This is a genomic window from Mesorhizobium escarrei (assembly GCF_935825525.1).
In the GTDB taxonomy this organism is placed as follows: Bacteria; Pseudomonadota; Alphaproteobacteria; order Rhizobiales; family Rhizobiaceae; genus Mesorhizobium; species Mesorhizobium escarrei.
Window position 1 is genome coordinate 120170 of sequence record NZ_CAKXZT010000149.1, and the last position, 22926, is coordinate 143095.

General features: G+C 53.7%; 20 protein-coding genes and 1 pseudogene. 3 read left to right on the plus strand and 18 right to left on the minus strand.

The genetic code is table 11. The annotated features are described in order from the left end of the window. Positions 1–259: 259 nt before the first annotated feature. From NMG80_RS26395 to NMG80_RS26455, 13 genes are all read right to left on the minus strand, one after another. Positions 260–997 (minus strand): FkbM family methyltransferase, encoded by a 738-nt coding sequence (locus NMG80_RS26395; protein WP_254020824.1) that lies wholly within the window; start codon positions 995–997, stop codon positions 260–262. Beyond that, positions 967–2124 carry a glycosyltransferase gene (locus tag NMG80_RS26400; RefSeq protein ID WP_254020825.1) on the minus strand — a complete coding sequence of 386 codons (1158 nt, stop codon included), beginning with the start codon at positions 2122–2124 and terminating at the stop codon, positions 967–969. The genes NMG80_RS26395 and NMG80_RS26400 overlap by 31 nt, the downstream gene beginning before the upstream one ends. After that, entirely contained in the window at positions 2121–2840 is a 720-nt protein-coding gene (locus NMG80_RS26405; RefSeq protein WP_254020826.1) for a glycosyltransferase family 4 protein, read from the minus strand. Before NMG80_RS26405 ends, NMG80_RS26400 begins: the two co-directional genes overlap by 4 nt. 413 nt (positions 2841–3253) lie before the next feature. Continuing rightward, complete coding sequence (locus tag NMG80_RS26410) at positions 3254–4474, minus strand: O-antigen ligase family protein (RefSeq protein WP_254020827.1); 1221 nt, start codon at positions 4472–4474, stop codon at positions 3254–3256. 117 nt (positions 4475–4591) lie between these two features. Continuing rightward, the gene (locus tag NMG80_RS26415; protein ID WP_254020828.1) at positions 4592–6070 is read right to left on the minus strand and encodes an oligosaccharide flippase family protein; all 1479 of its coding nucleotides are present in this window, start codon (positions 6068–6070) and stop codon (positions 4592–4594) included. Positions 6071–6137: 67 nt separating this feature from the next. Further along, positions 6138–7364 carry a hypothetical protein gene (locus NMG80_RS26420; protein ID WP_254020829.1) on the minus strand — a complete coding sequence of 409 codons (1227 nt, stop codon included), beginning with the start codon at positions 7362–7364 and terminating at the stop codon, positions 6138–6140. Between the two features lie 94 nt (positions 7365–7458). Next, entirely contained in the window at positions 7459–8541 is a 1083-nt protein-coding gene (locus tag NMG80_RS26425; RefSeq protein ID WP_254020830.1) for a polysaccharide pyruvyl transferase family protein, read from the minus strand. Between the two features lie 18 nt (positions 8542–8559). Beyond that, complete coding sequence (locus NMG80_RS26430; RefSeq protein ID WP_367186014.1) at positions 8560–9732, minus strand: glycosyltransferase family 4 protein; 1173 nt, start codon at positions 9730–9732, stop codon at positions 8560–8562. Positions 9733–9749: 17 nt separating this feature from the next. Next, positions 9750–10505 carry a glycosyltransferase family 2 protein gene (locus tag NMG80_RS26435; protein ID WP_254020832.1) on the minus strand — a complete coding sequence of 252 codons (756 nt, stop codon included), beginning with the start codon at positions 10503–10505 and terminating at the stop codon, positions 9750–9752. Positions 10506–10526: 21 nt separating this feature from the next. After that, positions 10527–11621 (minus strand): GDP-mannose 4,6-dehydratase, encoded by a 1095-nt coding sequence (gene gmd / locus NMG80_RS26440; protein WP_254020833.1) that lies wholly within the window; start codon positions 11619–11621, stop codon positions 10527–10529. 154 nt (positions 11622–11775) lie between these two features. After that, positions 11776–12978 (minus strand): sugar transferase, encoded by a 1203-nt coding sequence (locus NMG80_RS26445; protein ID WP_254020834.1) that lies wholly within the window; start codon positions 12976–12978, stop codon positions 11776–11778. A 303-nt stretch (positions 12979–13281) separates the two neighbouring features. Beyond that, the gene (gene nusG, locus NMG80_RS26450; protein WP_254020835.1) at positions 13282–13839 is read right to left on the minus strand and encodes a transcription termination/antitermination protein NusG; all 558 of its coding nucleotides are present in this window, start codon (positions 13837–13839) and stop codon (positions 13282–13284) included. 419 nt (positions 13840–14258) lie between these two features. Then, complete coding sequence (locus NMG80_RS26455; RefSeq protein WP_254020836.1) at positions 14259–14843, minus strand: biotin transporter BioY; 585 nt, start codon at positions 14841–14843, stop codon at positions 14259–14261. Between the two features lie 242 nt (positions 14844–15085). Between NMG80_RS26455 and NMG80_RS26460 the strand changes: the two genes are divergently transcribed. Both NMG80_RS26460 and NMG80_RS26470 read left to right on the plus strand, forming a co-directional pair. Further along, the gene (locus tag NMG80_RS26460; RefSeq protein ID WP_254020837.1) at positions 15086–15994 is read left to right on the plus strand and encodes an MBL fold metallo-hydrolase; all 909 of its coding nucleotides are present in this window, start codon (positions 15086–15088) and stop codon (positions 15992–15994) included. 63 nt (positions 15995–16057) lie between these two features. Further along, positions 16058–16363: a DUF427 domain-containing protein gene (locus tag NMG80_RS26470; protein ID WP_436798687.1), complete on the plus strand. Its 306-nt coding sequence runs from the start codon at positions 16058–16060 to the stop codon at positions 16361–16363. A gap of 537 nt (positions 16364–16900) precedes the next feature. Here NMG80_RS26470 and NMG80_RS26475 read toward each other — a convergent pair. Next, complete coding sequence (locus NMG80_RS26475) at positions 16901–17755, minus strand: class I SAM-dependent methyltransferase (RefSeq protein ID WP_254020838.1); 855 nt, start codon at positions 17753–17755, stop codon at positions 16901–16903. Between the two features lie 217 nt (positions 17756–17972). Here NMG80_RS26475 and NMG80_RS26480 point away from each other — a divergent pair, with 217 nt between their 5' ends. After that, positions 17973–18209, plus strand: a complete 237-nt coding sequence (locus NMG80_RS26480; RefSeq protein WP_254020839.1) for a hypothetical protein — start codon at positions 17973–17975, stop codon at positions 18207–18209. A gap of 345 nt (positions 18210–18554) precedes the next feature. Here the strand turns inward: NMG80_RS26480 and NMG80_RS26485 are convergent, their stop codons facing one another. The 4 genes and pseudogenes from NMG80_RS26485 to NMG80_RS26495 all read right to left on the minus strand — a co-directional run bounded on the left by NMG80_RS26485 (position 18555) and on the right by NMG80_RS26495 (position 22720). Then, entirely contained in the window at positions 18555–19307 is a 753-nt protein-coding gene (locus NMG80_RS26485) for a class I SAM-dependent methyltransferase (RefSeq protein ID WP_254020840.1), read from the minus strand. Between the two features lie 576 nt (positions 19308–19883). After that, positions 19884–20312 (minus strand): annotated as a pseudogene (locus NMG80_RS38000) (leucine zipper domain-containing protein); the annotation flags it as partial. A 16-nt stretch (positions 20313–20328) separates the two neighbouring features. Beyond that, positions 20329–21456 carry an acyltransferase family protein gene (locus NMG80_RS26490; protein ID WP_254020841.1) on the minus strand — a complete coding sequence of 376 codons (1128 nt, stop codon included), beginning with the start codon at positions 21454–21456 and terminating at the stop codon, positions 20329–20331. 277 nt (positions 21457–21733) lie between these two features. Then, a complete protein-coding gene (locus NMG80_RS26495; protein ID WP_254020842.1) occupies positions 21734–22720 on the minus strand; it encodes an NAD-dependent epimerase/dehydratase family protein in 987 nt (328 codons plus the stop codon). Between the last annotated feature and the right edge of the window lie 206 nt (positions 22721–22926).

Here is a 22926-nt window from a genome sequence, read left to right on the forward strand (position 1 = left end):
CAAATCCGAGCAGATGGGTAGGGGTGAGCGCCCCTGCCTACAGTTGCGCCAAATAGCCGCAGGAGGAAGCACCGCCAACCATGAAATGCAGCAGGTGACCATCTGTACAAGGTGGCTTCTACAATCCGCCAAGCGAATCGTCTCGATTTATCTTTTAGATTTGGCGCGGGAACCGACTTTAGCCGAGTGCGCGGTGGGGTCGATGAGCGACCCGCAGCTAAATCAATCATTTGTGCAGTCTTGGTCGCAAGAGGGGAAATCAACCAACGCTATCCTCCCCAGGCATCGTCGTCTTTAGGGCGAAACCGTATTCTTTTCCGCTTTCAGAAACGTAGAAAATCTCGTAGCCGGCGGATTTTAGCTGTTTTACAGCCTCGCGCGTATCGTGGTCCGTTCGTCCGTACATTCCGTGATGAAATTCGACTAGTAGTTGAAATGGTCGATAACTCCCTGACAAAATGTCACGGAGTACCTTATACTCGAACCCTTCAATGTCCATTTTTACAATCTGTGGCTTGCCAAGCTTCAACTGCTCCACAATTGAACCGAGCCGCATTACTCTTGCCGCGACGGCATCTCCGACATTTTCACCGTGACTAGGGGCTTCGGAGAATGAAACGTGGGCCTCATTTTGAGGTGCGAAAAAACGCGCCTCTCCGTCGTAGTCTGAAATTCCCACAGGGTGAAATATAAGATTGGCGGAAGCGACCTGTTTTTGCATCCAGGCCTTACTCTTTGGTGTCGGATCAAAAGCATGGACGAGACATCCAAATCGCGCAATTGCACCCAAATCGAAACTAATATCTTCCCCCACTCCAAATGATAGGATCGTAGATCCATAACGTGTATTCGCCAGCAACGGCCAGCCACCATATTTCGTACCGAGAAATACATATTTGTAATTACCATCGACCCGGTGAAGTGACGGCCTAAAAAACCTCATTAGGACTTTGCGAATTCCTTTCTTCATGGAACTAACCTGTTTGAAATCGAACATTGATATACATCCAACATGCGCTTCGCGACCTTGGGCCAAAGGAATAGATTTTCGACAACCTTCACCGCTCTGTTCGCATAGATCTCGATCTCCGATCTGCCAATTTTAAGGAAATCTTCAAGATCACGCTGCATCTCAACAGGTGATAGAGAGAGACGTTTCCCAGCCCCAAAATAAAAAATGATATCTAAATTACAAGCTGTAGTCATTAATACTGGCTTACCGTAGGATAGCGCCTCCAGAACCGATACAGGGACCCCTTCACTTTTAGATGGCAAAACAAAAGCATCGGCATTCCGAAATGCCGAATCTTTCATATCTCCGAATAATGGGCCGGTAAAAACAACAGTTTTCTCAATTCCAAGGGTTTTCACCAACGATTTAAGTTCTTGCTCATGGCCTCCTTGATCCCAGCCTGCGATTATTAGCCGCCAACTAGCAGTTCCTTTGCGATCAGAAGTCGCTCGTGACCATGCACTTATGAAAGCTATGAGATTTTTCTTTGGATGAATGCGCCCCAGGAAGAGCATCACTTTAGCCTCCTCCGGAATTCTACCTTTCCATGGCGCCGCCTTACCCACGCCACCTTTTGGCAAATCGACTCCGTTGGGTACCACGTGTATGGGATTTTTTATTCCGAATGCTCGAATCGCAGCCGCCTCAGGCTCACATAGTGCATGAAAAGCCGCCGCTTCTCTCAAATGCGCCGCTTCATACGCCTTCGTGACTAGATACTTTTTCAGCCTGGAGTTTCTCACCGCCCAAGGGTCAAGCATACCATGTGGCGAAATGACGTAAGGTCTGCCGGTTCGATGAGACCACTGCAACACAGACCGAGAATTGTGCATCCAAAGCCCGTGACTGTGAACTATGTCCGGCTTCCAATCTACCAGCGCCTGAGTCAGTCCGGGGCTGTAGCCTAATGCACGAGGACCGATAGTCGGCAAAGCCACAGCCGGAGCACCAGTCCATTGGGCACGATCGGCATTCGACCACTCCGCGTCCATGAGCCCAAAAACTCGTACATCCGCTCCGAGCTTTTCTAGCTGGCGCGATAGGGACTGGAGAGCAGCAGACACCCCTCCACCTGTCCGTGACAAACTTGCTGAAACCATCGCCAGCTTCATTGGGTCACCTGATTCTCGACTTGTCTAACCAACTCGACAAATCGACTTGCCATATCTTCGGCATTAAAGGACGCTGATATGGTATCGACTGCTGCAATTGACATATCGGTTAGCCGCGCTGGGTCGCCCAGCACTGTCGCCACTACTCGAGCTAAGTCATCGACATCCCCGCGCCTGAACTCCATGCCATTAATGTCAGGCCGGAATGCAGCGATTTCCGGCATATGGGCCCATCGGTTATCTGGCAGAATTGCCGGCAACCCATAGCTTAGACCGTGAATTAGACTTAGACCCACGCTGCCAGGGTACACAAACGCTTTACACTGGTTCGCAATATGGCCTATCCTGGGTTCATCCGTAACTGCGCCGTACCAAGCAACGCGGCGGCCGATGCCTAACTCTTCAGCCAGCTTTAGCATTTCCGATTGCTTTGAGCCGTCGCCAATTACGTCGAGTGTTACCTCGGAGCAAATTGATTTAGATAAAGCCAGTAGGAGAAATTCTAAGTGCGCTTTTTCTTCCACCCTCCCGATAAAAAGGAGATCTCGATACCTGGAAGACGGCTCATATTTCTCGCGAACTTTAACGACCTCATCTGTATCAATGCCGTTATTCAACGCAGAAATCAACTTGTTTGAGAGTCGCCCCCTGGCGGAGTTGTTGTATTCTGCGATCTCTTGGTCGGTGTAAAATAGCACCGCATCTGCCAGCTGCATTATGGCCAACCGAAGCACTGCCCGCCAACCGCGGCTTGTTGAAGACCAGTAGTGGCCCCACCAGATCGTTCGCGCCCCAAGCATTTTAGCTTTCAAGAGGAGGGCTAGATTGGAGAGGCATCTCGGCGCGCCTGAAACCACCACAATGTCGCCTCGACCCATTGGAACCGATAATGCATCGGTCTGCCAATAAAGGCCCGCCAGAAGATGCCTATAAATCCCTAGTGGGCGTTGCCATTCGCGCCCTGCCATCCCCACGCTTAAAACATCCAGGTCCGATCCCGATGAGAAGACTGAGAATCTGGGGCCGAGTCTCTTGGAAAGGCGATCGAAGATTCCGTACCGATATTTCGGAAGGGCCGGCTGGATTACGGTAACTCGGTTAGCGCTCATAGGACGGACTTTCGATACCCCTATTGCGGGGATAGAAATTCGAGTGCCCCTTTTGGCCTCGGCATGAATGATCGTCTTTCCCATTTTGATCCATACCAAAAAGTAATGACCATAACGGACGCCACCCAGAAAGCCGAGTTGCCCCAAAGGCTTCCACTTCCAGCACTCGCAATTGCTTCTCTGATGAATAGAACCGCCGCAAAAACCGCGACGAGCGGGAACCTCCTCGACCGTATGACTCCTACGGTGGCTCGGATAGCCAGAAGAAGGTGAACAGCGAAAGGTATGGATCCCAACACACCCAAAGCCATTAACGACTCCAAATAGATGTTGTGCGGGTAAAAATTTGAACGCATTTCAACCGCAAAACGACCGAAGGCCCAATCATCTGCGAATTGCTGCCACGCTCCGGCGAATAAAAGGGATCTCGTTTGGGTTGAACTGTCCGTTTCTGCGTCTATCGCGGAGAGTCGTTGAGACACAACGTCCACATACTCTGTTCCGAACAGCGCGAGCAAGGCGGCTATCACTACCGCCGCTCCTAAAAGAGTCACCAGCCGCCGTCGACCTTCCAAAAGCAGTGCATACAGCACGAGGGATCCGCCCCCCGCCAAGTATGCTCCACGAGATCGCGCCCAAACAGCTACGGACAATAGAATTGGAACAAAGATCATCGCTTCGATCGTAAGCCGTCGAGACCGCTTGAATGAGAGTAGATAATAGATAATGAAGCCAAAGGCCGTGTGGCCCATTGCAATCGGGTTTATCTTCTCGAGTGACAACCGTGACCCACCAATGATCGTTAATTGCTGTCGGTTCAAGAACAAGCCAATTAGAAAAATGACGCAAAGCAGACTCATTGCTACGGAAAAATGCTCATCCGACATCTCGCGAAAGGTTCTTGATAACAGCAAAGCTGATAACACCCCACTCACCAAAAAGAAACCAAACACGATTCCGTTTCCCGGCTTTATCTCGATACCTAAAATAACAACGTTCTCAACAAGACGAAGGGAATACAATAGCACGAATATTATGAACGGATATAGAAACAAATACCTCTGCCCTTTTCCCGACCCTGAGAAAAAGAACGAAACAACCACAATAGACGTTATAATCGCACGTGAGAATATTGACCCAAAATTTCCATCTGGGAAAAATCTGCTCACCAAGCCGCCGAACGCATAATAACCGAGCACCGCCAAGGCAAATCCAGAGGCAGGAGAAACCAACGCCGACATGAGGGAAAACCGGCGTTGACGACCATTCGCATACCCGGAAGCTCTGCCCAGGAGCCTAGTTTCGGAGATGCCTCGACGTTGGCCACTCCGCTCACCTACATGCATCGACTAAGCTCCCTACCGTCTGTGAAAAAAGCGCGCGCCAACCAAAATGCGATACTTTTCCACCAGCGCCACACTCGTCTCGGAGAAAAACAAACCAGGGAAGAGAAACGTCGGCACTACAAACGCGCCACTAGCGAGGCAGGCGCTAGCCAAAGCCGACATCCATGGCGGAAGCAATTGCTGCAGGGCGACGTTAATTAAAAGACCGCCGGCTGAACAGCCACCCCACAACATCAGACAAGGTACCGTCTCGCGAAGCTCGCCTGAAAGACTTCTTCCTAGAATACTTGCGGTAAGCCACGCTCCGGGAACAACCATGGCTATCATAACGACACTAACGCAAACGGTGGCACGTTCCAGAGAAACTGGCGCAAACATGAAAAGTGAAAGAAGCGATAGAGCAAGCATCACCAATTGGAGAGCGATCCTAACTCCTTGTCGGCCTGCAGATCTGGCAAGAATGGCGTTCGCCCTATCTAACCCGCGAAATGGTAAAACAGCCGCCATTATCTGAATCAATATCCCAGCGGGCTCCCAGGCCTTCCCAAAGACTATTGGCGTCCATTCGCCTCCACAGATGATTATGAAAATCGATAGCGGCGCGCTAAACAGAAAAGTAATTATCTTCGTATTGCCGAATTCCCTTCCAACCGCCTTAATATCTTTTGCGCCAGATAAGCGTGGAAACGAAAATACGTCCATAGGAGTCAATATAAGATTGCCCGCTATTGTTCGTATGTTGCTAGCCCTCTGGTAAAAGCCTACGGCAGCCGTGCCGGCCACCCAACCCACGACCAGCCTATCTAGAGTCATTGCCGCGGTGTCTATCATCTTCAACCAAACATAGCTCCAAGAAAACAACAGCAAATCCTTCGCCTCCTGCCGGTGGTAAGCTATCTTTGGGCGAGTTGTGATCCACGAGCAGAACAACGTTGCGAGTTGGTAAGTTATCTGCCCCCCAACGAGCGCCCAAACGCCGAATCCTGCCAGTGCAGATACCAACGATACGACAACGTTTAATATTAATGATCCAATCTCGATTTTGGCTATTGCCTCAAATCTTTGATCCTTTTGAAGCAGCCCTCGTAAAACGGCCTGGAATGGTGCAACCAGGACAATTATTAGCAGCCATCTTGCAATATGAAGCTGATCTCCTGAGCCAGAAAACGATGCATATCGAGTTACTACCAGTAACATACAGCTCGTGCAAACAACGGAAGAAATTAAAGCGATAAAACTCGCTGTCGCAGCAGTTCGATCCTCGTCGTGCTTGCTGCGGACGATCCCAGGGCCTAGTCCAAGCTGTGAAAAAGTTGCCAAAAGAGACACGGGCGCCAAAACTAAAGCATAAATGCCAAACTCATGTGGGCTTACAAGTCGAGATAGCCCAATCATCAATCCAATTTGGACAATAACCCCAAACCAAGATTGTCCAGCTGTCCAACTGAAGGAAGCCACTCCAGAGGATTTTCCCCTATTCTTCCCCGTCATTCAGAGTCTCTTCACAAACGGGAAATATGAGCCCATGCAAATTCCCAACATTCATCGCAATCCGACATTAATACTCGATCGACTTTCCGTTATCGAACCTTAAAATCGTTGCGTGACGACCTCTTAGCGGGATTTCCAGCTCATTATTCATGCAGTCAGCCTTTACAGATGACGTTTCATCCTCGGCCTGCCACGGGTCGATCGCCATAAAGACGCACCCGGATGACTTGGTAAAAACTGCGCGCACCAAGGGCTTTTTAGCACGCCACAGATCTGGCGCGGTGTCTTGCGTTACAAACTGCCCTCCCTCGATGATTGAGCTAATCTCGGCCACTCTGTTCAATTGGGAAATGAATAGGCCAAGCGTCCTATACGGTTGAGTTCCTGCCTCCCTGATTTGTGGCTCATTGCCCCATAGCACGACACCTTTTGCTCCAGAGAAGTAAGGAACAATCGCCAAAGCTTCGACTAGATAAGGATCCAACTCATCGTTTCCCTTAAGCGGGTTCGAATTGTGAAACCGCAACCATCCATAGGCGTAGACTGGCTTACTACCAAACAATCGCCCTAGACGAACGTTTTCCTCCACGTTTGCCGCCATATAATACACCGAGCCGGGGTCCTGATAAAATAGATAGATACCCGAGACATAGAAATCCACATATGGATCGATGTAACGCCAAATGCTTAGTTCGAGATTGTGCTTATCGCTCACTCTTTTTTTGTCTGGTGAGTATAGGCCCCAGTAGTCCCTGTCGAAAACCTGTCGTCCATAGATTCCAATTTCTAGACCTGGATGCGCCTCCCTAGTCCACATCATCGGCAAAGCAAACCACTTGGACCATTCCCGAACGTATGACTTCTCAAATTCCCCTTCACTCTTGAACTGCGATGTTCGCAGTTCTTTCGCGGTTCGCCAAGCCTTTCCTACATCTCGCTCAATTGGGAACTCAATGTCGTTCACCCAAATCTCACTGCTACTTGGCTTCGAGACATTTCTCCTAACAATCTTCTCAAAGAACTCAGGCCGCTCCCAAGGATTATAATTTGGCTGTCGACTCAGAGTGTTGCGTATATTTTCTTTTTGGCCGCCAGGATAATCCGCAAAGGTATTAACCAGTGTAACACTAGCGAATCCGTGATCAGAGGCGATCGCCGCATTTGCTCCTTTTGAGGAATCGCGCACGTTCCAGAAGGCCTTCAGCCCTCCCTTCAACTTGACGGCTGGCAGATTGTCCCAAGAGCTGGGACTTTCCTGCCCGCTGGCGTTCAGACCTGTGCTTAGAACAGTCATCGCACAGAGCGAAATAATACTTAGTATGCTGTATGTTCGGCGAAACCCACATTTCACAGTAAACCTCCTGTATATATAAATCCCGGCGATTTTCTCAGCGCAAGAAACTCTGTAGCACCTCCCGATTTCTCACAGCCGCATTCCTCACTTCTGTTGAGACGATGAATTCTCCGCGTGATTGCAAAAAAGATCCGATCAACGCGCTTATCCCGTGGGCGGATGCGGACGAGAGCAGGATACAATTTTCCGGGACGCCGATCTTATGATAGGCGGATATATTCTTGGCGTGTTTGGCAATCGAAAATGGAGCGGTACCCATAGCAGCCGCGACCAATCCGACATGAAGCTTATCTGTAAGAACGGCATCAAGCCTCGCAAGGAGAGCTGCCAAGTTTAGAGGATTCTCGTACGGGACAACAGTTGACCGCTCGCGGCCGAGCTCCTTTGCCATATATCGTTGAAACTCTTTTTGCCCAGATTCCGGCTGTGAATGATCCTCTAGCAGAACGCAATGAGTGTCCGGATTTCTCGAGAGTTGATCCAAAAGCGAAGCGTATATATTTTCGTAACCAATGTGATTCACCGGAAATGAAAGCTGTATCCCAATAATATTGTTTGATTTTATTCCACAAATCTTCTCACTAGCGTAGTTAATTGCGCAAATCGGCAGATCTTCTTTCGTCATCGAAAATACTAAATCGGCTGTTTCGACAGGAGATCTAGAGACCTTTAATTTTGCGACTGCATCGAATGACCCTTTGTCCCTCACGGTGGCAATATCTGCATGACTAAACAACCTTCGTATTCCAGAGCGCAAGAGCATATCAGGGATAGAACCCCTTGGTACAGGACCAACGCCAACCGCTACAATCGCCGTGGGACGGCCTGCCAGTTGCGCAGTTAATATAGGACCTGCAATCCGAGCAAAGCGCTTGAGCGCTGGAAAGCCTCGGTCCATGATTTGAAAATAGCCGCCTCCAGACAGGATAGCCGCCTTGGCACGGAAGAGGTCAAGAAATGATGCAGGCCGGAGCTCAAGTAAGATGCGCAATTCAGGTTGTACGAACATCGCTCCTATAGGCTCGTCTGTTACCTCCCTTATCCATCGAAGGCATAACTGCGCGAGAAGCACATCACCGAAATTGTGGCTACGCAGCATTCCATGAAATATCAACATATCAAATTTAATTCCGCATCACCTATCTGAGACCTCAAGCAAGAGGTCATAGAATTTTTTGGCGGCCGTTTCGCTGTTTTGGTTCGCGGTAATATATATTCTTCCGCTATCAGCGTGCCGTTTCATTAACTGAGGGTCGTCCAAATACTCACTAATGGACTCCGCGATCGCACTGGAGTCTCTTTCCACGATTACTCCTCGACCCTCGTCCAGAAGCTCCGATATCCCTGAAATCCGAGTCCCAACGCACGCTAGCCCGGCCGACATAGCCTCAACCATGGCGTTTGGCATACCCTCGTCCGTCGAAGGAAGAACAAATACATCGCTTGCGAAATACGCTTCCTGAATGTCTTCGATGTGCCCGCATCTGTGAACGCGGTCCGCCACGCCATTTGCATTGCTGGATGAACTGAGGAGCGAACCGTACTCCGCTTCTCTCACCGGACCGACGAGGAGCAAATGAACGTCAGTGGGAAGTCGCGAAAGGGCCTGAACAAGCAAATGCTGTCCTTTACGCCTCGTAACTGCTCCAACCGAGACTATGACAATCCGTGCATCAGCGGGAATTCCAAAGCGGCGCCGGGCGCCGGCTTTTTCATCTCGATCTGCAGGCCGAAATCGCAGGCAATCAACCGAGTTTGGGAAGTAGACGATCTTTTCGGCCGGCACACCTAGCAGATGAAGGCGCTCTTCAATTTGACGGGAAATTGCCACGATCCTGGAAAGTTTGGAAATCAACGACGCGCGGCGCGACGACCACCTCATCATCGCACGGCCTTTGCCGTTGTCGTAGAGCTCTGTGCCAGCGGCGGCCACTCTCCCGACAACCGGGATGCCAAGGCGAACGGCACTCATACTTGGAACCAAAGTTAATATATTGGATGCCGGGGTAAACATCACGTCGAAGTCTTGATAATTCCGGCGTATCCAACTGCGTGACGCCAACAGAAACCTCATCTGTCTTAAATACGAAACAATACTACTTCCTCCTACATCAACTTGCGGCAATTTAACAACATTGCTGAAATAACCGTCATTCGGATCTTGCAATCCAGATCCATGAACCAAGGTCACTTTTACCCGGTTGTTATCCACAACTCTCTTTATTAGTCGGTAAGTTGAAGTCGCTGGACCGCTGTAGTGAGAACCGCACCCGGTAGGAGACCATATTAAAACACGCAGAGTTTTTATTACTCTCTCCTATTAGATTAACCGAATCGCTTCGACAAAAATTGGCCCAGTTTGCGCGCCGGCTTCGCAACAAGTGCATAGTCAATTGGACCGGAGCGCAGCCACTGGCGCCGCGACCGCAACGCCTCAAAATTGTGCCCGATGTAGGAGCCCAGGCTACGCGTGCTGGCCCCGCCAACCATCATGTCCACCAGTATATGACTAATGGTAGCGGAGCCGAATCCATGGAGCTCAACTGCTCTCAGCATCCAATCGTAATCCGATGCCACTTTGAGACTGAGGTCGAACGCACCGACAGACTCCGCAACCTTCCGCTTGACATAAAAAGTTGGGTGAGCCGGCATCCAACCGGTCCGAAAACCCTTGGCGGGCCTGGGAGCAGCACGCCAACGCCGGACGACCCGCTTGTTGAGATGGTTTTCAACAAAATCCAAATCGCCATGGACGATGTCGGCTCGTCCGAGTTCTGCCGAAATCCGCGTCAGCACCGTCTGATCGTGGAAACAGTCATCGGAATTCAGCACGCCAACCGCGTCTCCGGTATAGAGGCGCAGTCCTTTATTCAATGCGTCATACATTCCGCGATCGGGCTCGCTGATCAACTGAATCTGATCCTGAGGATAGGATCGAATGATTGTAAGCGTTTTGTCCCACGATCCGCCATCAACGACCACCAACTCTTTATCCTGATGATCCTGGGCAAAGAAGCTGTCGACCGTATGCCTGATCGTTGCGGCCGAGTTCCAGCAGACCGTCAAAACCGAGATTTTCATGTCAACTCGGACCGACGTTCATTACTGTGCCGCAACGCGAATGCGATCTTCGTCCAGGCGCCGGTGCTCCGATTCTCGTCTCACTGTTTCGAGGTCAGACTGGACCATCTCGCGTACCATCGCAGGCAGCGATGTTGTCGCTTTCCATCCAAGAATGCGCTCTGCTTTTGAAGGGTCGCCGATCAAAAGCTCCACTTCGGTGGGCCTGAAATAGCGCGGGTCCACCTCGACCAGAACGGCGCCCGATTTCGCGTCGATGCCTTTTTCGTCGATGCCGGAACCGACCCACTCGATCTCGGTCCCGACCTCGCCGAATGCAAGCTCGACAAAGCGGCGGACCGAATTCTTTACGCCGGTTGCAAGGACGTAGTCGTCCGGCACTTCATGCTGAAGGATTCTCCACATGCCTTCGACGTAGTCGCAGGCATGGCCCCAATCCCGTTCAGCCGACAGATTGCCGAGGTAGAGCTTGTCCTGAAGACCGAGGCTGATTGCAGCCGCCGCGCGCGTGATCTTGCGGGTAACGAAGGTCTCGCCGCGCATCGGGCTTTCGTGATTGAACAGGATGCCGTTGGACGCATGGATATCGTAAGCTTCGCGGTAATTCACGGTGATCCAGTAGGCATAAATCTTTGCCGCCGCATATGGCGACCGCGGATAGAAAGGCGTCGTCTCCCGTTGCGGGATCTCCTGCACCTTGCCGTAGAGCTCGGAAGTCGATGCCTGATAAAAACGGGTCTTTTTTGTCAGGCCAAGCAGCCGGATGGCTTCAAGGAGACGCAATGTGCCGATCGCGTCGGCATTCGCGGTATATTCCGCGGTCTCGAAGCTCACCTGGACATGCGATTGCGCCGCGAGATTGTAGATCTCGTCTGGCTGCACTTCCTGGACGATGCGAATGAGGTTGGTGGCGTCGGTCATGTCGCCATAGTGCAGCGACAGTCTTACGTCCTTCTCATGCGGATCCTGGTAGAGATTGTCGATGCGACCGGTGTTGAACGACGAGGAACGCCGTTTGACGCCATGGACGTCATAGCCCTTCGCTAGAAGGAGTTCGGCCAGATAGGCACCATCCTGGCCGGTGATGCCGGTAATGAGTGCGGTCTTCCTGGTCATTGTGCTTCTCCGAGGTCGATAGGACGATACTTCTCAACGCCGATCAGCGTGGCTTTAGACATTACAAAAACCCATTCAAAAAACTGGTGGCTACCTAACCTTGTGAGGCTCGAGAGCGGCTTGGCTACACCGGCTACCGATCTTTGCCGCATTGTCAACGCGCGCCAAAACCTGTCAGCATGGTTCGGATGGTACGAAACACAATCAGCACGTCGAGCCAAGGGGAGAAATTCTTGATGTAGTAGAAGTCGTAGTGAAGTTTTTCCAGAACATCGTCCACAGCCGCAACGTGGCCCTGATTGACTTGCGCCCACCCGGTAATGCCGGGCCGAACGATGTGGCGGTATCGATAGAATGGCAGCTCGGCCTCGTACCATTTAGAGAGCACGAGTGCTTCCGGGCGCGGTCCGATCCAGCTCATCTCGCCGCGCAGGATGTTGAAGGCCTGCGGCAATTCATCAATCCTGGATTTTCTCAAGAACTGCCCAAGGCGCGTAATGCGCGCATCGCCGGCCTTTGTGATGGCCTCTTCCTTTTCATCGCCAATGGGGGCGCCGATTTTCATCGTCCGAAATTTGTAAACTTCGTAGATCTTTCCTCTGTAACCCATTCTTTCTTGCATGAACAAGGCCGGACCAGCTGAGTCAAATTTTATCGCTGCCGCCACGAACAGGAGCAACGGTGAAAAAACCACTAGAATAAATAGCGCAGCGATCCAATCGACTGCTTGTTTAATTTTTAAATATGCCTGGTTTGGATTCAACGATCCTAAGGTATTCTCGGAAAGGTGCTCTATTTCTACTCGACCTGTAAGCGACTCGCTGATCTGCTTGACATGATAGACCGGCGTTCCCGAGAGCGCGCGATCGGCAATATACCGCTCCCATTCATCCGAAAGATCGGAACGAAGATCGGCAACGACGCCATTTACCCGGTCAATGATGATATCGGGCGAGGCAAGCCAGTGCCAATTCACGCCACCAATCTCTTCAAGACGACCGATAGCCCCCCCTGGAATTACGGCAAGGCTGTAGGGATCCAGGCGCCGACTCAAGATGCTCAGGCCGAAATACCAGATGATCGACAGTGTCAGGCTGCTGGCCGCCTGGAACGCACTATAGTCGATACGAAACAGGAAAATTGCCAAGTACACGAGGCCGTAGCACAGGGCAAATGTGGGCATAATATAACCAGCGGCCGCGACGCCTGGCAAATTGGCTATTCGACGAAAGAAAAAAAATCCCAACGTATGTGCGACGAGGCCGGCGAAAATCGTGATCTGAATGTTGGAATAGGAAAATATATTTGGATCAATCACCATCCTGACCAGCGCAGGAGTCAGAATTGCAAAAGCCAATCCGCCAAGAAGTTGAAACCTAACGCGGTGTAACAGGTGCCGTTGATTTCGCGGCTTTATGATGGGAGCATTCAACTCTACGTGCCCTCAGAGAGGTTACCGAAAGCAGGCCAAGGACATTGGGCATTCCATGCAAATACAGAAATTTTCCGCTCCGCGCTCCGTGTCTTTGAGCGCGACGAAAACTTGCGAACACTGCAGCTGCTGCGGCATCGCCCTGTCTCTCCAACAATGGCTACCGCACTCCCGGGTGAAACCCGAGAGCCGACTTTGCAGCACTTGCATCGCATAACCGAGCGTCAATTACGCGATCGCGACGAGTTCCCTTGAATCCATGTCAACAGGGATCTCGCCATTCATGATGGCAACCAAAACCCGGGCCCTTCCGGCCGGATCGAGCCGGTCAAGGCGACCGATCATTTCCGCGAAAGGACCCGAGAGAATCCGAACCGAAGCGCCCGCAGTAAGGCCTCCGCTGAAATCAAGCAAGCCGTCCTTGCCGGTCAGGGCAATGAACCGCTCCACCAGCCCCGAGGGGACCGGCAATGGCCGATCGCCCTGCATGATGAGGGAGCGCACACCGAATGTTCCATTGACCGAGCGCCACCGCTGCAGCGCAACATCGAGGGCGATGAACATGTAACCTGGAAAATATGCTGCCGGTCGCGTCTCGATGCGCCTGGCATGACGTATGGTCTTCTCGCAGCGGGGTATAAACGGGTGAAACCCCTGCAGCCGGAGATGCCGTTCGGCGACGTCTTCTTTTCCCGGAAAAACGCTGGCGGCATACCAGCGCGCTGCGGCGCCGGTTGAGGGCCGTTGCAACGCTGCCTTGTCTGTTGTTTTTTTCGGGCTAATCACGCTTCTCGCTCTCGGCGGTCTTCGGCATGGTCGATGTCAACGGTTACGACAGCGCAACGATACCGCAAGCAGCTGTGTCGCGGGATCAAGGCGGTTCGTCGAAAAATTCCTGCTATTTGTCCATTAATTTTAGCTATGCCTAACAAGCTGTCGAGCCGCATCATTTTTAGCCACCCAACCAGCGATATCGAACGATTGCGCCGATGTGTAGCCGCTCGGTTACACTGGCTCGGGACGAATCGCTGGCTGTTGTGGTCCTTAGTCCTTGGTCTTGACCATAGTGTGACGGTATCGTTAGCAAAGCGTTGCGAAGCAGATGCCGGCCAATGGCCCGCCCTGCGTTGACGAGAAGTCCGACGAGCCCGTCGCTGAAACAGGATCATTCCACGATTACAGCCAGCGATTGCGTCGACCCGAGTTCAGGAACGTTTGAGCAATGACCAGACGGCTGGCACAAGGCTCGCCGCCAGGCCGACCTTGATCAGGTCGCCGACAATGAAGGGCGCGACGCCGAACTGCCATGACTTTTCCGGGCCGATGAGCAGCGCCAGCCAGGCAAAGCCCATCGCCATCATGACGATTTCGGCAACCAGAATCGCGTTGAAGAGCTTGACCGGATGGCGATCCCAGCCGCGATCGGCGGCCCAGCCGACGATCGCCGCCATGACGACGAAGCCGAAGAGATAGCCGCCGGTCGAGCCGAGCATGTAAGCGATGCCGATGCCCTTTTCCGGCGTGCCCTGGAAGACCGGCAAGCCGATGGCGCCCTCCGCCATGTAGAGAAGCAGCGTGGCGACGCCGAGGCGCATGCCGAATGCAGCTGATATCAGAAACACGGCCAGGGTCTGCATCGAAATGTCGACCGGTCCGAGCAGAACTCTGGTCTTGGCCGACAAGGTCAGCAGCAGCGTTCCAACGATCGCCAGCAAAAGCTGCGTCGCCAGGCGGGCTGCGCCCTTTTCAGGCAGAGCGAGGGAAACAAGCGGCGTCGTTGCAATTGCCATGGTCTTCCTCATTGCGGATTGCCGCAGATCGCGGCCTGCGTTTTCCTATATTGGCTTCCGTGCTATGCGGCAATCGGTTTTGTCGTCTCTAAACCGCGTCGCGTTCGACCGGCTCATGCGACGCGCTTTAGATTGTTGTTTTATGCATGTCGTTATCGCAAAACCGCTGCACACCCTCGGGTCAGGCCCGAGGGCGCGCTTTTGCGCGACATGCATTGGAACAGAACTGAACGACATTGGCCATGGCGCTGAAATTCGACACAGACTTCGACCCGGCCTACGGCCAGGGCGTGACCGTTGCGCCCGACGTGCTTCGGATTACCGCGAAAAATCCCAGCCCGTTCACATTCTACGGCACCAACAGCTACATCGTCGGGCGCGAGACGCTGGCGGTGATCGATCCGGGGCCGGATGACGATGCGCATCTCAAGACGCTGCTCGAGGTGATCGCAGACAGGCCGGTCAGCCACATTTTCGTCAGCCACACGCATCGCGACCATTCTGCGCTGGTAGCGCGGCTGAAGCAGCACACTGGCGCAATTATCCTAGCCGAGGGCCCACATCGGCCGGCGAGGCCGCTGCGCATAGGCGAAATCAATCCGCTCGACGCCAGCGCCGACACCGCCTTCAATCCGGATATCGCGCTCCCTGATGGTTTGGTGGTAAACGGCGACGGCTGGGCGATCAGAACGGTGCTGACGCCGGGCCATGCCGCCAATCATGCAGCCTTTGCGCTGGAAGGAACCGGTATCCTGTTCTCGGCCGATCACGTCATGGCGTGGGCGACCTCCATCGTAGCGCCGCCGGACGGCGCCATGGCCGACTATATGGCCTCGCTGGATCGGCTGATCGAGCGCGACGACCGCCTGCTGCTGCCCGGCCATGGCGGGCCGGTGACAGCGCCGCGCAGCTTCATGCGCGAGTTGAAGTCGCATCGCAGGATGCGCGAGAAAGCGATCCTGGAGCGGATCAGAAGCGGCGACCGGACGATCAAGGAGATGGTCGCGGCGATCTACAGGGATACCGACCCGCGCCTGCACGACGCGGCCGGGCTGTCGGCGCTTGCCCATCTCGAGGACCTGGTGGCCCGCGGCCTGGTGAGCACCGACGGCGACCCGGCAGTCGACGGCATTTTCGCGCCCATCGCGTAGCCGCTACTCGGCCGGGGCCGTGCCGACCTGGCCGGCGACTTCCTGATCCAGCTCGGCCAGGAAATCCACGATGCGGGCCGCATTGTCGCCGAGGTCGTAACGCGAGGCCGAACGCATGTCGAATCCCCCTACCCCCCGGCCCTCTACATTCCATTCGAAGACATCGATTTCGACCAGCTTCGCAAGACGGAATCGTCGACTCATTGCCCATACAAGGGCGATGCGAGCTATTGGAGCGTGCTGCCTGCCGCGGAAGCAGGCAAGGATGCGATGTGGGCCTATGAGCAGCCTTTCGACGAGATGATCGAAATCCGCGATCACGGCGCGTTCTATCCCAACAAGGTGACGGTCGAAGCCAAACCAGCCTGAACAGGGACGGCTCGAAACCTTTTCTGCCGACCAGTCGGTGGTGCGGCCATGGCCGGCGTCGGCCTCGTCGCGCGGCACGAAGGTGAGTCCCTCAGTGCCAGAAGGCCCTGCGTCCCGCCTTCGCCGGCGGCGTGGGTCGGCAGCTCGATCTGAGCGATGATGACGTCACCGTCAGTGTCTCGGCAATCCGCCTGGGCGGTTTGCGCCCAGCAATGGGCGGCCATCGCCGTCCATCAAAGGAGGACCTGTATGCAGGTCGCAAGCCGTTTTTTGCCTTCCCCAATGCCCCTTCGTCATAGACCTTTGCGGGCGTGCGAAGCGCCGCAAGCTGCCCTTCAAACGCTTGCTCGATCTCCGCTCTAGTCTGGGCACCCGTTCCATTCTTCCCGTCCCTACCGCGCCGAACCTGGCAGCCTGGACCACGCCATCAAGCGGGTTAGCCGGCACGGCCGAAGTATCATCCGAAGCTTCAGCCGCTCGCGATCGAAGCCATCTTCCCACTCTTTGCGCGGGCTCCAGTTGCCAAAGCCCCGCTCTCTAGGATGCCGAGTTCTCCAAACTGGCACCCTTCTCGTAGACAACAAAAATAGACCCTGCGGCCAATTTGCTGATTGTCGTCTCTCTTCGGTAACGCGCGTTGAAGGCAAGCAGATTGGAGATCAAAGCATCCAGCCATACAAACCATGGCCGGTTGTATCGACCTTTGATCCCTAGTGGCTTCGTAATCTGCACAAGAGGAGTGAACATGCATAGACTTGAAGAAATGGCCCGAAGGTTCAGGGCGTGGGCTGTCTTCTTAAGGTAAGGCAGCGGCAGCCCGCGTTCATTCGGAGTCAGGCCCGGGCGTTTTCGCCTCCAGTCGCCCATCCAGCTGATTGGCTCTCGCAGAATCAGAAGTCCGCCAGGCTTCATAACTCGGATGATCTCTGCCAATACGCTTGTGACATTAGGGATATGGTGAAGGACGCCGAATGAGACAGCGAGGTCAATACTCCCTGCTTCAAGTTTGACCTTACCAGTAAGAGAGGGGGAAACGAAAGTCGCAGGCTTCCCAGCTATTTCGTCTTTCCACCACGATTTTGCGGGTTCAATGCAATAGAACGCGTCGACAAACGCAGCCAGAGGCTCAAGATCTGCCCCTGAACCGCACCCGAGCGCCAGGCAAGTTGGGAATTTGCGATCATGAAGGTGGCGAAGACCGTGATGGGCATTGAGGCCATGGTAGCCGTAATTTGCGCTTTCCTGCGGATCAACAAGTTGGGAGTTCGCTAGGTCGTAGTAGCCCCGTTCCTCGATCTCATACCACTGAGCTATAGCGAGCTCGTCGAAATCATCGCCGTAAAGGATGTCGCCGTTCAGGTGGGCCTCTTCCGTGATTGGCACATGGGCCATCGGTACTAACCTCACATATTAGCTTCCGAGCGGTGTCAGCTTTAGCTGCTCAGAGCCGGTAGTTCAACAGAGATCCACAACCCCGGAAGTACCACATGAATAACACGTTCAGGGACGCCTTAACCGATCGGTGTACTGCTACATAGGGCAGCGGGCCGATTGGCGACGAAGAGGATTACGTCACTCCGCCTGCCGTGTTTCCCGGGCCGAGCCCGACTTGATTGGCCAGAATTTTGCCATCTCGAAATCCATGCTGTCGGGTTCGAATTTGCCAAACTCGCCCTACAAAACGAAGCTCATCTCTTCGAACCTGCAGCAAGGCTTTCCGGGCCTTCTATCATTCGGTCAAGCGAACCCGGCCGCTGAAAGTCGGTCGGGGCAGATGGGTATGGATAACCGAGATCTTGCCGCCCCACTGGCGATTGTAGAACGCGCGCATGCTGACGGCACATAGCCTTCACCGTCCAGCGCGCTGCGGCGGTTTCTTCATCTTGCAACATGGACAAATCCCGCTGTCCTCCCCTTTAGGCTCATTTCACACATCGCTTGCAAACATCACCCTGCCCGCGGCCCGGGCCGAAAGCTCAAGACCCTGGACACTGCTTTCAGGGACGCCGCCAAGCGCCTCGAGTATCTCGATCTCGCAGCTGCTCTGTCGACCAGCAATGACGAATCGACGCAGAATTTCACTATTCAAAGCCAATTTTCGCCAGTCATATTTGACCGCGGTCGATCATCGCCGGGCAGACCAGTTCAGACGCGACTTTGCTTTGGGACTTAGTAGCGCGCGATGTGAAGCCTATTTTGAAAGCCGAAGGCAAAGGAAATGGCCGCCCCATGGGAAGGCAAAGCGGCTGCGCGACGTTGCTTCGAAGCCTTTCTTGTTGAAGAACTCGACGAGGTCGTCGACACTTTTCCACCAAAAGCTTGCAAACGATTCCGGCTCCTTGCCTTCGTCGGTACCGCGGACGGCCTCAACGATGAAGGTACCGCCTGGCTTTAACACGCGACTAACCTCGGCCAAGACTTTATCGATATCGAACACATGGTCGAGCGCGTTGGTGAAGGCGAGATCAACCGAACTGTCAGCAAATTGCAGGTGATGAAAATCCCCGGTCACAACATACTTGTTGTCGACGCCGGGATTGAGATCAATGCCGAGCGCGAAATATCCTTGGCCGATAAAGGCGCGGACCTCGGTTCCGAGCCGGGCACCGAGACACAGCACGCTTCCCGTCTTCGGGATGATGCCTGGCTCGATGCCGCGCAGCCGATCGGCCAGGGCGGCGTAGTACCTCTCGTCATATGATCCGAGATCCAGCGTTTCGACTTTGGCGCGCTGGTGCTTGACATACTGATCATAGGAATTGTAGCGGCGGCTCTTCAGGTTTCCGTCCTGCTGCCAATCGCTTGAAATGTTCCGCAGTTGAAAACTATTCACGACCATTGCCCGGAGTCGGCGCGCACCGGTTGGACTGAAAACCATACCTATACGGGCAGGATTTTTCAGTGTTGCCTTTGTTTGATCAGCTAGAAATCTCGCAAGGTGCATAGTTCCTCCGAAACGCTCTGCCAGAACAATGATTTTCGAGGGAAATATTGGGATCGTCAAGCACGATAAGGTTGATGGCTGGCATTGGCGGACGGCTCGGGGTTACAATACCGTCGGGCGAACTAACGTTCTATGGACATACCGCTTGAACACGCCAGAGTCCGCATTCCCGCGATCTGAGTAAATCCAACCTGAAAATCTTAACCAGCCCGCGGCCTGGGCGAAAAGCATTAAGACCACGGGCGCCACTTTCAGGGAGCGCCGCAGGCAACCGGACGATCTCGACTTGATGAGGCTTGGCGCCAGGATTGGCGCGGGCCAGGATGAGATCCACGTTTTCGAGGCCAGCGCGCAGGGCTTCGACGCACGTGTTGATCAATCTGTTCGAGTCGCACGTCTTTTTCCCACAATTTCTGGTGCGGCGCGAGCGTGAGCCGTTGCGGCGGATCTCACCTTTCCGGACTGCAGAAAAATTCCTGTTCCAGGATAACTCCGCGCCTGAAGGGCGCCTGCGCGATCGACGAGATGCGGCGCTCACATCGGCGTCGTGGGGTCTCAGCCAGGTTCGGCGAGAATTTCGAAGCGGCTGAGCTTCTCAATATTGATGTGGATCAGTTCACCAGAATGCTGGCGCTCGTAACGACAGTCCGGTTCGGCCGGCTCCAACGAGGCGATCCGATTGAGACCGAGGCGCTGCAGTATGCGGCTGACGGGAGCCGGCGAGGCCGCAGACCTCGGCAGCGATCGCTTTGCCAGTCAATCGTTCGCGGCAAAAGGCCTCAGCCTGCTCGATGATGGCCTGCCGCGTTGGTCGGTAGAGACGACGCGGTCGCGAGGACCGATCTTTGAGCCTTCACACCTTCGGCTTTGAAGCGGCCATCCACTTGCGCACTGTGCATGCACACGCCTTCGGCTGACGCGACGGCCTTCGGCGTCTGCTCGCTCATCACTGCGTCACAATCCGCTCCCGAGCGAGCGGCTCAACGGGTTCTTGTGCATATTCATCCGGTCCTCCGAGGAATCACTGAAGTCTCGCGACCTCAGCCTCCTCGCCCGGGATCGAAAGCTCACAATTCGCCGCCTCTTGATTAGAGCCAGCGTCAACAGGAGATGGTCGCAGAAGGCTCCTTTCGGTCTTCGATCGCTCGTTGATGAATCGCCGCGCCGGCACTTCAATGAGACGATTAGCGAGGTGGCTGGCAACCCAAAGGCTGATAACGAGACAAATAAACAAAACCATGGGAGGGAATTCCCAACCCGTATACGCCAGTATCCCCCGCCACACTGACATTGCAGGCCTATGCAATAGATATAGGCCAAAGGATAACTCCCCAATATAAACCATGGGCCGTGCGCCAAGGACTCGGGATGTCTTAGACGCGGGACCTGACTTTGCAGTGAAAAATACTATAGAAGCCATCAGGACAGCCGGAAGTACGCCGTATCCGGGATGCTTTAGTCCAAATGCCCAATATAGAACCTCAGGTAACGTCAACACGTAAATAACGAGTGATACTGGGAGAGCCCAGTTAGCCAAAGAAACGCCGCGGATATGCCTATGGGCAGCAGCGGCGATCATCCCCAGCAAAAAGAAGTGCAAATATCGCGTAATTGCGATACGGCCGCCTGGAAAACCCATAAGCCATAATAAAAAAACCAGCAATGCCACCACTGCCAAGAGTCGAAACGTCGTCTTTGATGGAGATCGAGAAGAACACCACACCCAAATTGGTATGAATAATCCATAAAAATAGAACTCCGTAGCAATTGTCCAGATAGTGTTTGTGTCTCCAAAGAGGAGGAGATGCTGAACAGCATAGGCCACATCAAGGTCGTACGCGAATCGATTATCCAAATAATGCATTGCACAACAGAACAAAATTACTACCGCAAACAGTGGATAGACTCGTCCTATTCTTGCCGCCGAGTATTCCACGATCGACTCCCCCGACACCGGCCTCCAAAGATAAAGGTAAGCCATCAGGAATCCGCTCAACGAAAAGAATAACATTACACCAACACTGGCTGCGCCATCTAAGAACATCTTGGGCAAAAATCCAGATGAAGCGGAGTGCGATAAAACAACCGTAATGGCGGCTATAGCTCTTATCCCACTCAAAGCAGGAATAAATTTAGGCGCTGACCGCAAAACATCCTCCATCTCGCAAAATGAAAAGTGAAACAGCGAACCGCAACCTTTGTTGTTATCGGATCATTTCTTCACTAAGAAGAGCTGAACGTTAACATCGCAGCCTGTCAAACTTTGAGTAAACGCCAAGTCAGGATTGCGCTACAATCCCGACAAATTATCTGTACCGTTGTCCGAGCATAGGACCACACTATGATCCCCCAAGACGGAATTGCGACCTCTGGCCGAATTTTCTTGGAGCTTAGTTCACAAGCAACACGGGTACGACAGGCCGCAGTCACCTTGTCGTTGATCCCGCAGCCCAATCGGACCGATACCAGTCGACGAATTTCTTCAGCCCATCTTCGATCGAAACGCTCGGCTTGAAGCCGAAATCGCGCTCCAGCGCCGTCATGTCGGCACAGGTCCGCTCGACATCGCTGCTCTGCATCGGCTCGCTGTGGCGGATCGCTTTTACGCCGAGCAGTTTTTCCAGAGTGTCGATGAAATCGCCCAGCCGCACCGGCCGGTTGTTGCCGACATTGTAGAGCCTGCTGGGCGGGACTTCAGCCGATGGCGGCTTGTCGAGCACGGCAACGACAGCTCTCACCACATCGTCTACATAGGTGAAATCCCGCCACATCTCGCCATTGTTGAACACCCGGATCGGCTTGCCTTCGAGCATCGCCTTGGTGAATATCCAATAGGCCATGTCGGGCCGGCCCCAGGGACCGTAGACGGTGAAAAATCGCAAGCCGGTCTGCGGCACCCCGAAGAGATGGGCGTAGGTGTGGCTCATCAATTCATCTGTTTTCTTGGTGGCGGCGTAGAGCGAGACGGGCTTGTCGACCTGATCGGTCTCGCTGAACGGCACTTTGCGATTGCCGCCATAGACCGAGCTCGACGAAGCATAGACCAGATGCTCGAATGCGGGCTGCGCGCGACAGAATTCGAGCACTTCGAGATGGCCGACAACATTGGAACGGACATAGAGCCTCGGATCGTCGAGTGAATGGCGCACACCCGCCTGAGCGGCGAGATGGACGATCCTGGTTATGCCTTGTCCGGCCAAAGCGTCGGCAAGAGCGCCCTGTTCGGCGATGTCGATCTGGTGAAATGAAAAATCCTTGTGAGGTTGCAAGCGGGCGAGGCGCCCCTTTTTCAACTCAAGGTCGTAATAGTCGTTCATGTTGTCGACGCCGACGACCGCTTCCCCCTTGCTCAGGAGGTGGTGGCAAACATGACTGCCGATGAATCCCGCGGCTCCGGTGACAAGTACGCGCAACAAGGTTCTCCATGCATATGCTGGCACTGATCGCGAAATCGAGCTCGATTTCCGAAACGACCACGCGCAACATCAAAATGCTACATCCGAATGAGGGACCGTCCCAGTTCGTGCTATAGCCGATAGGCGCTACCGACAAGCTCTTTTGATCGTGGTCAAGAGTGATGGATGAACTTTTCCGCCCCCGTGTCCTTCACGAGGTTTGT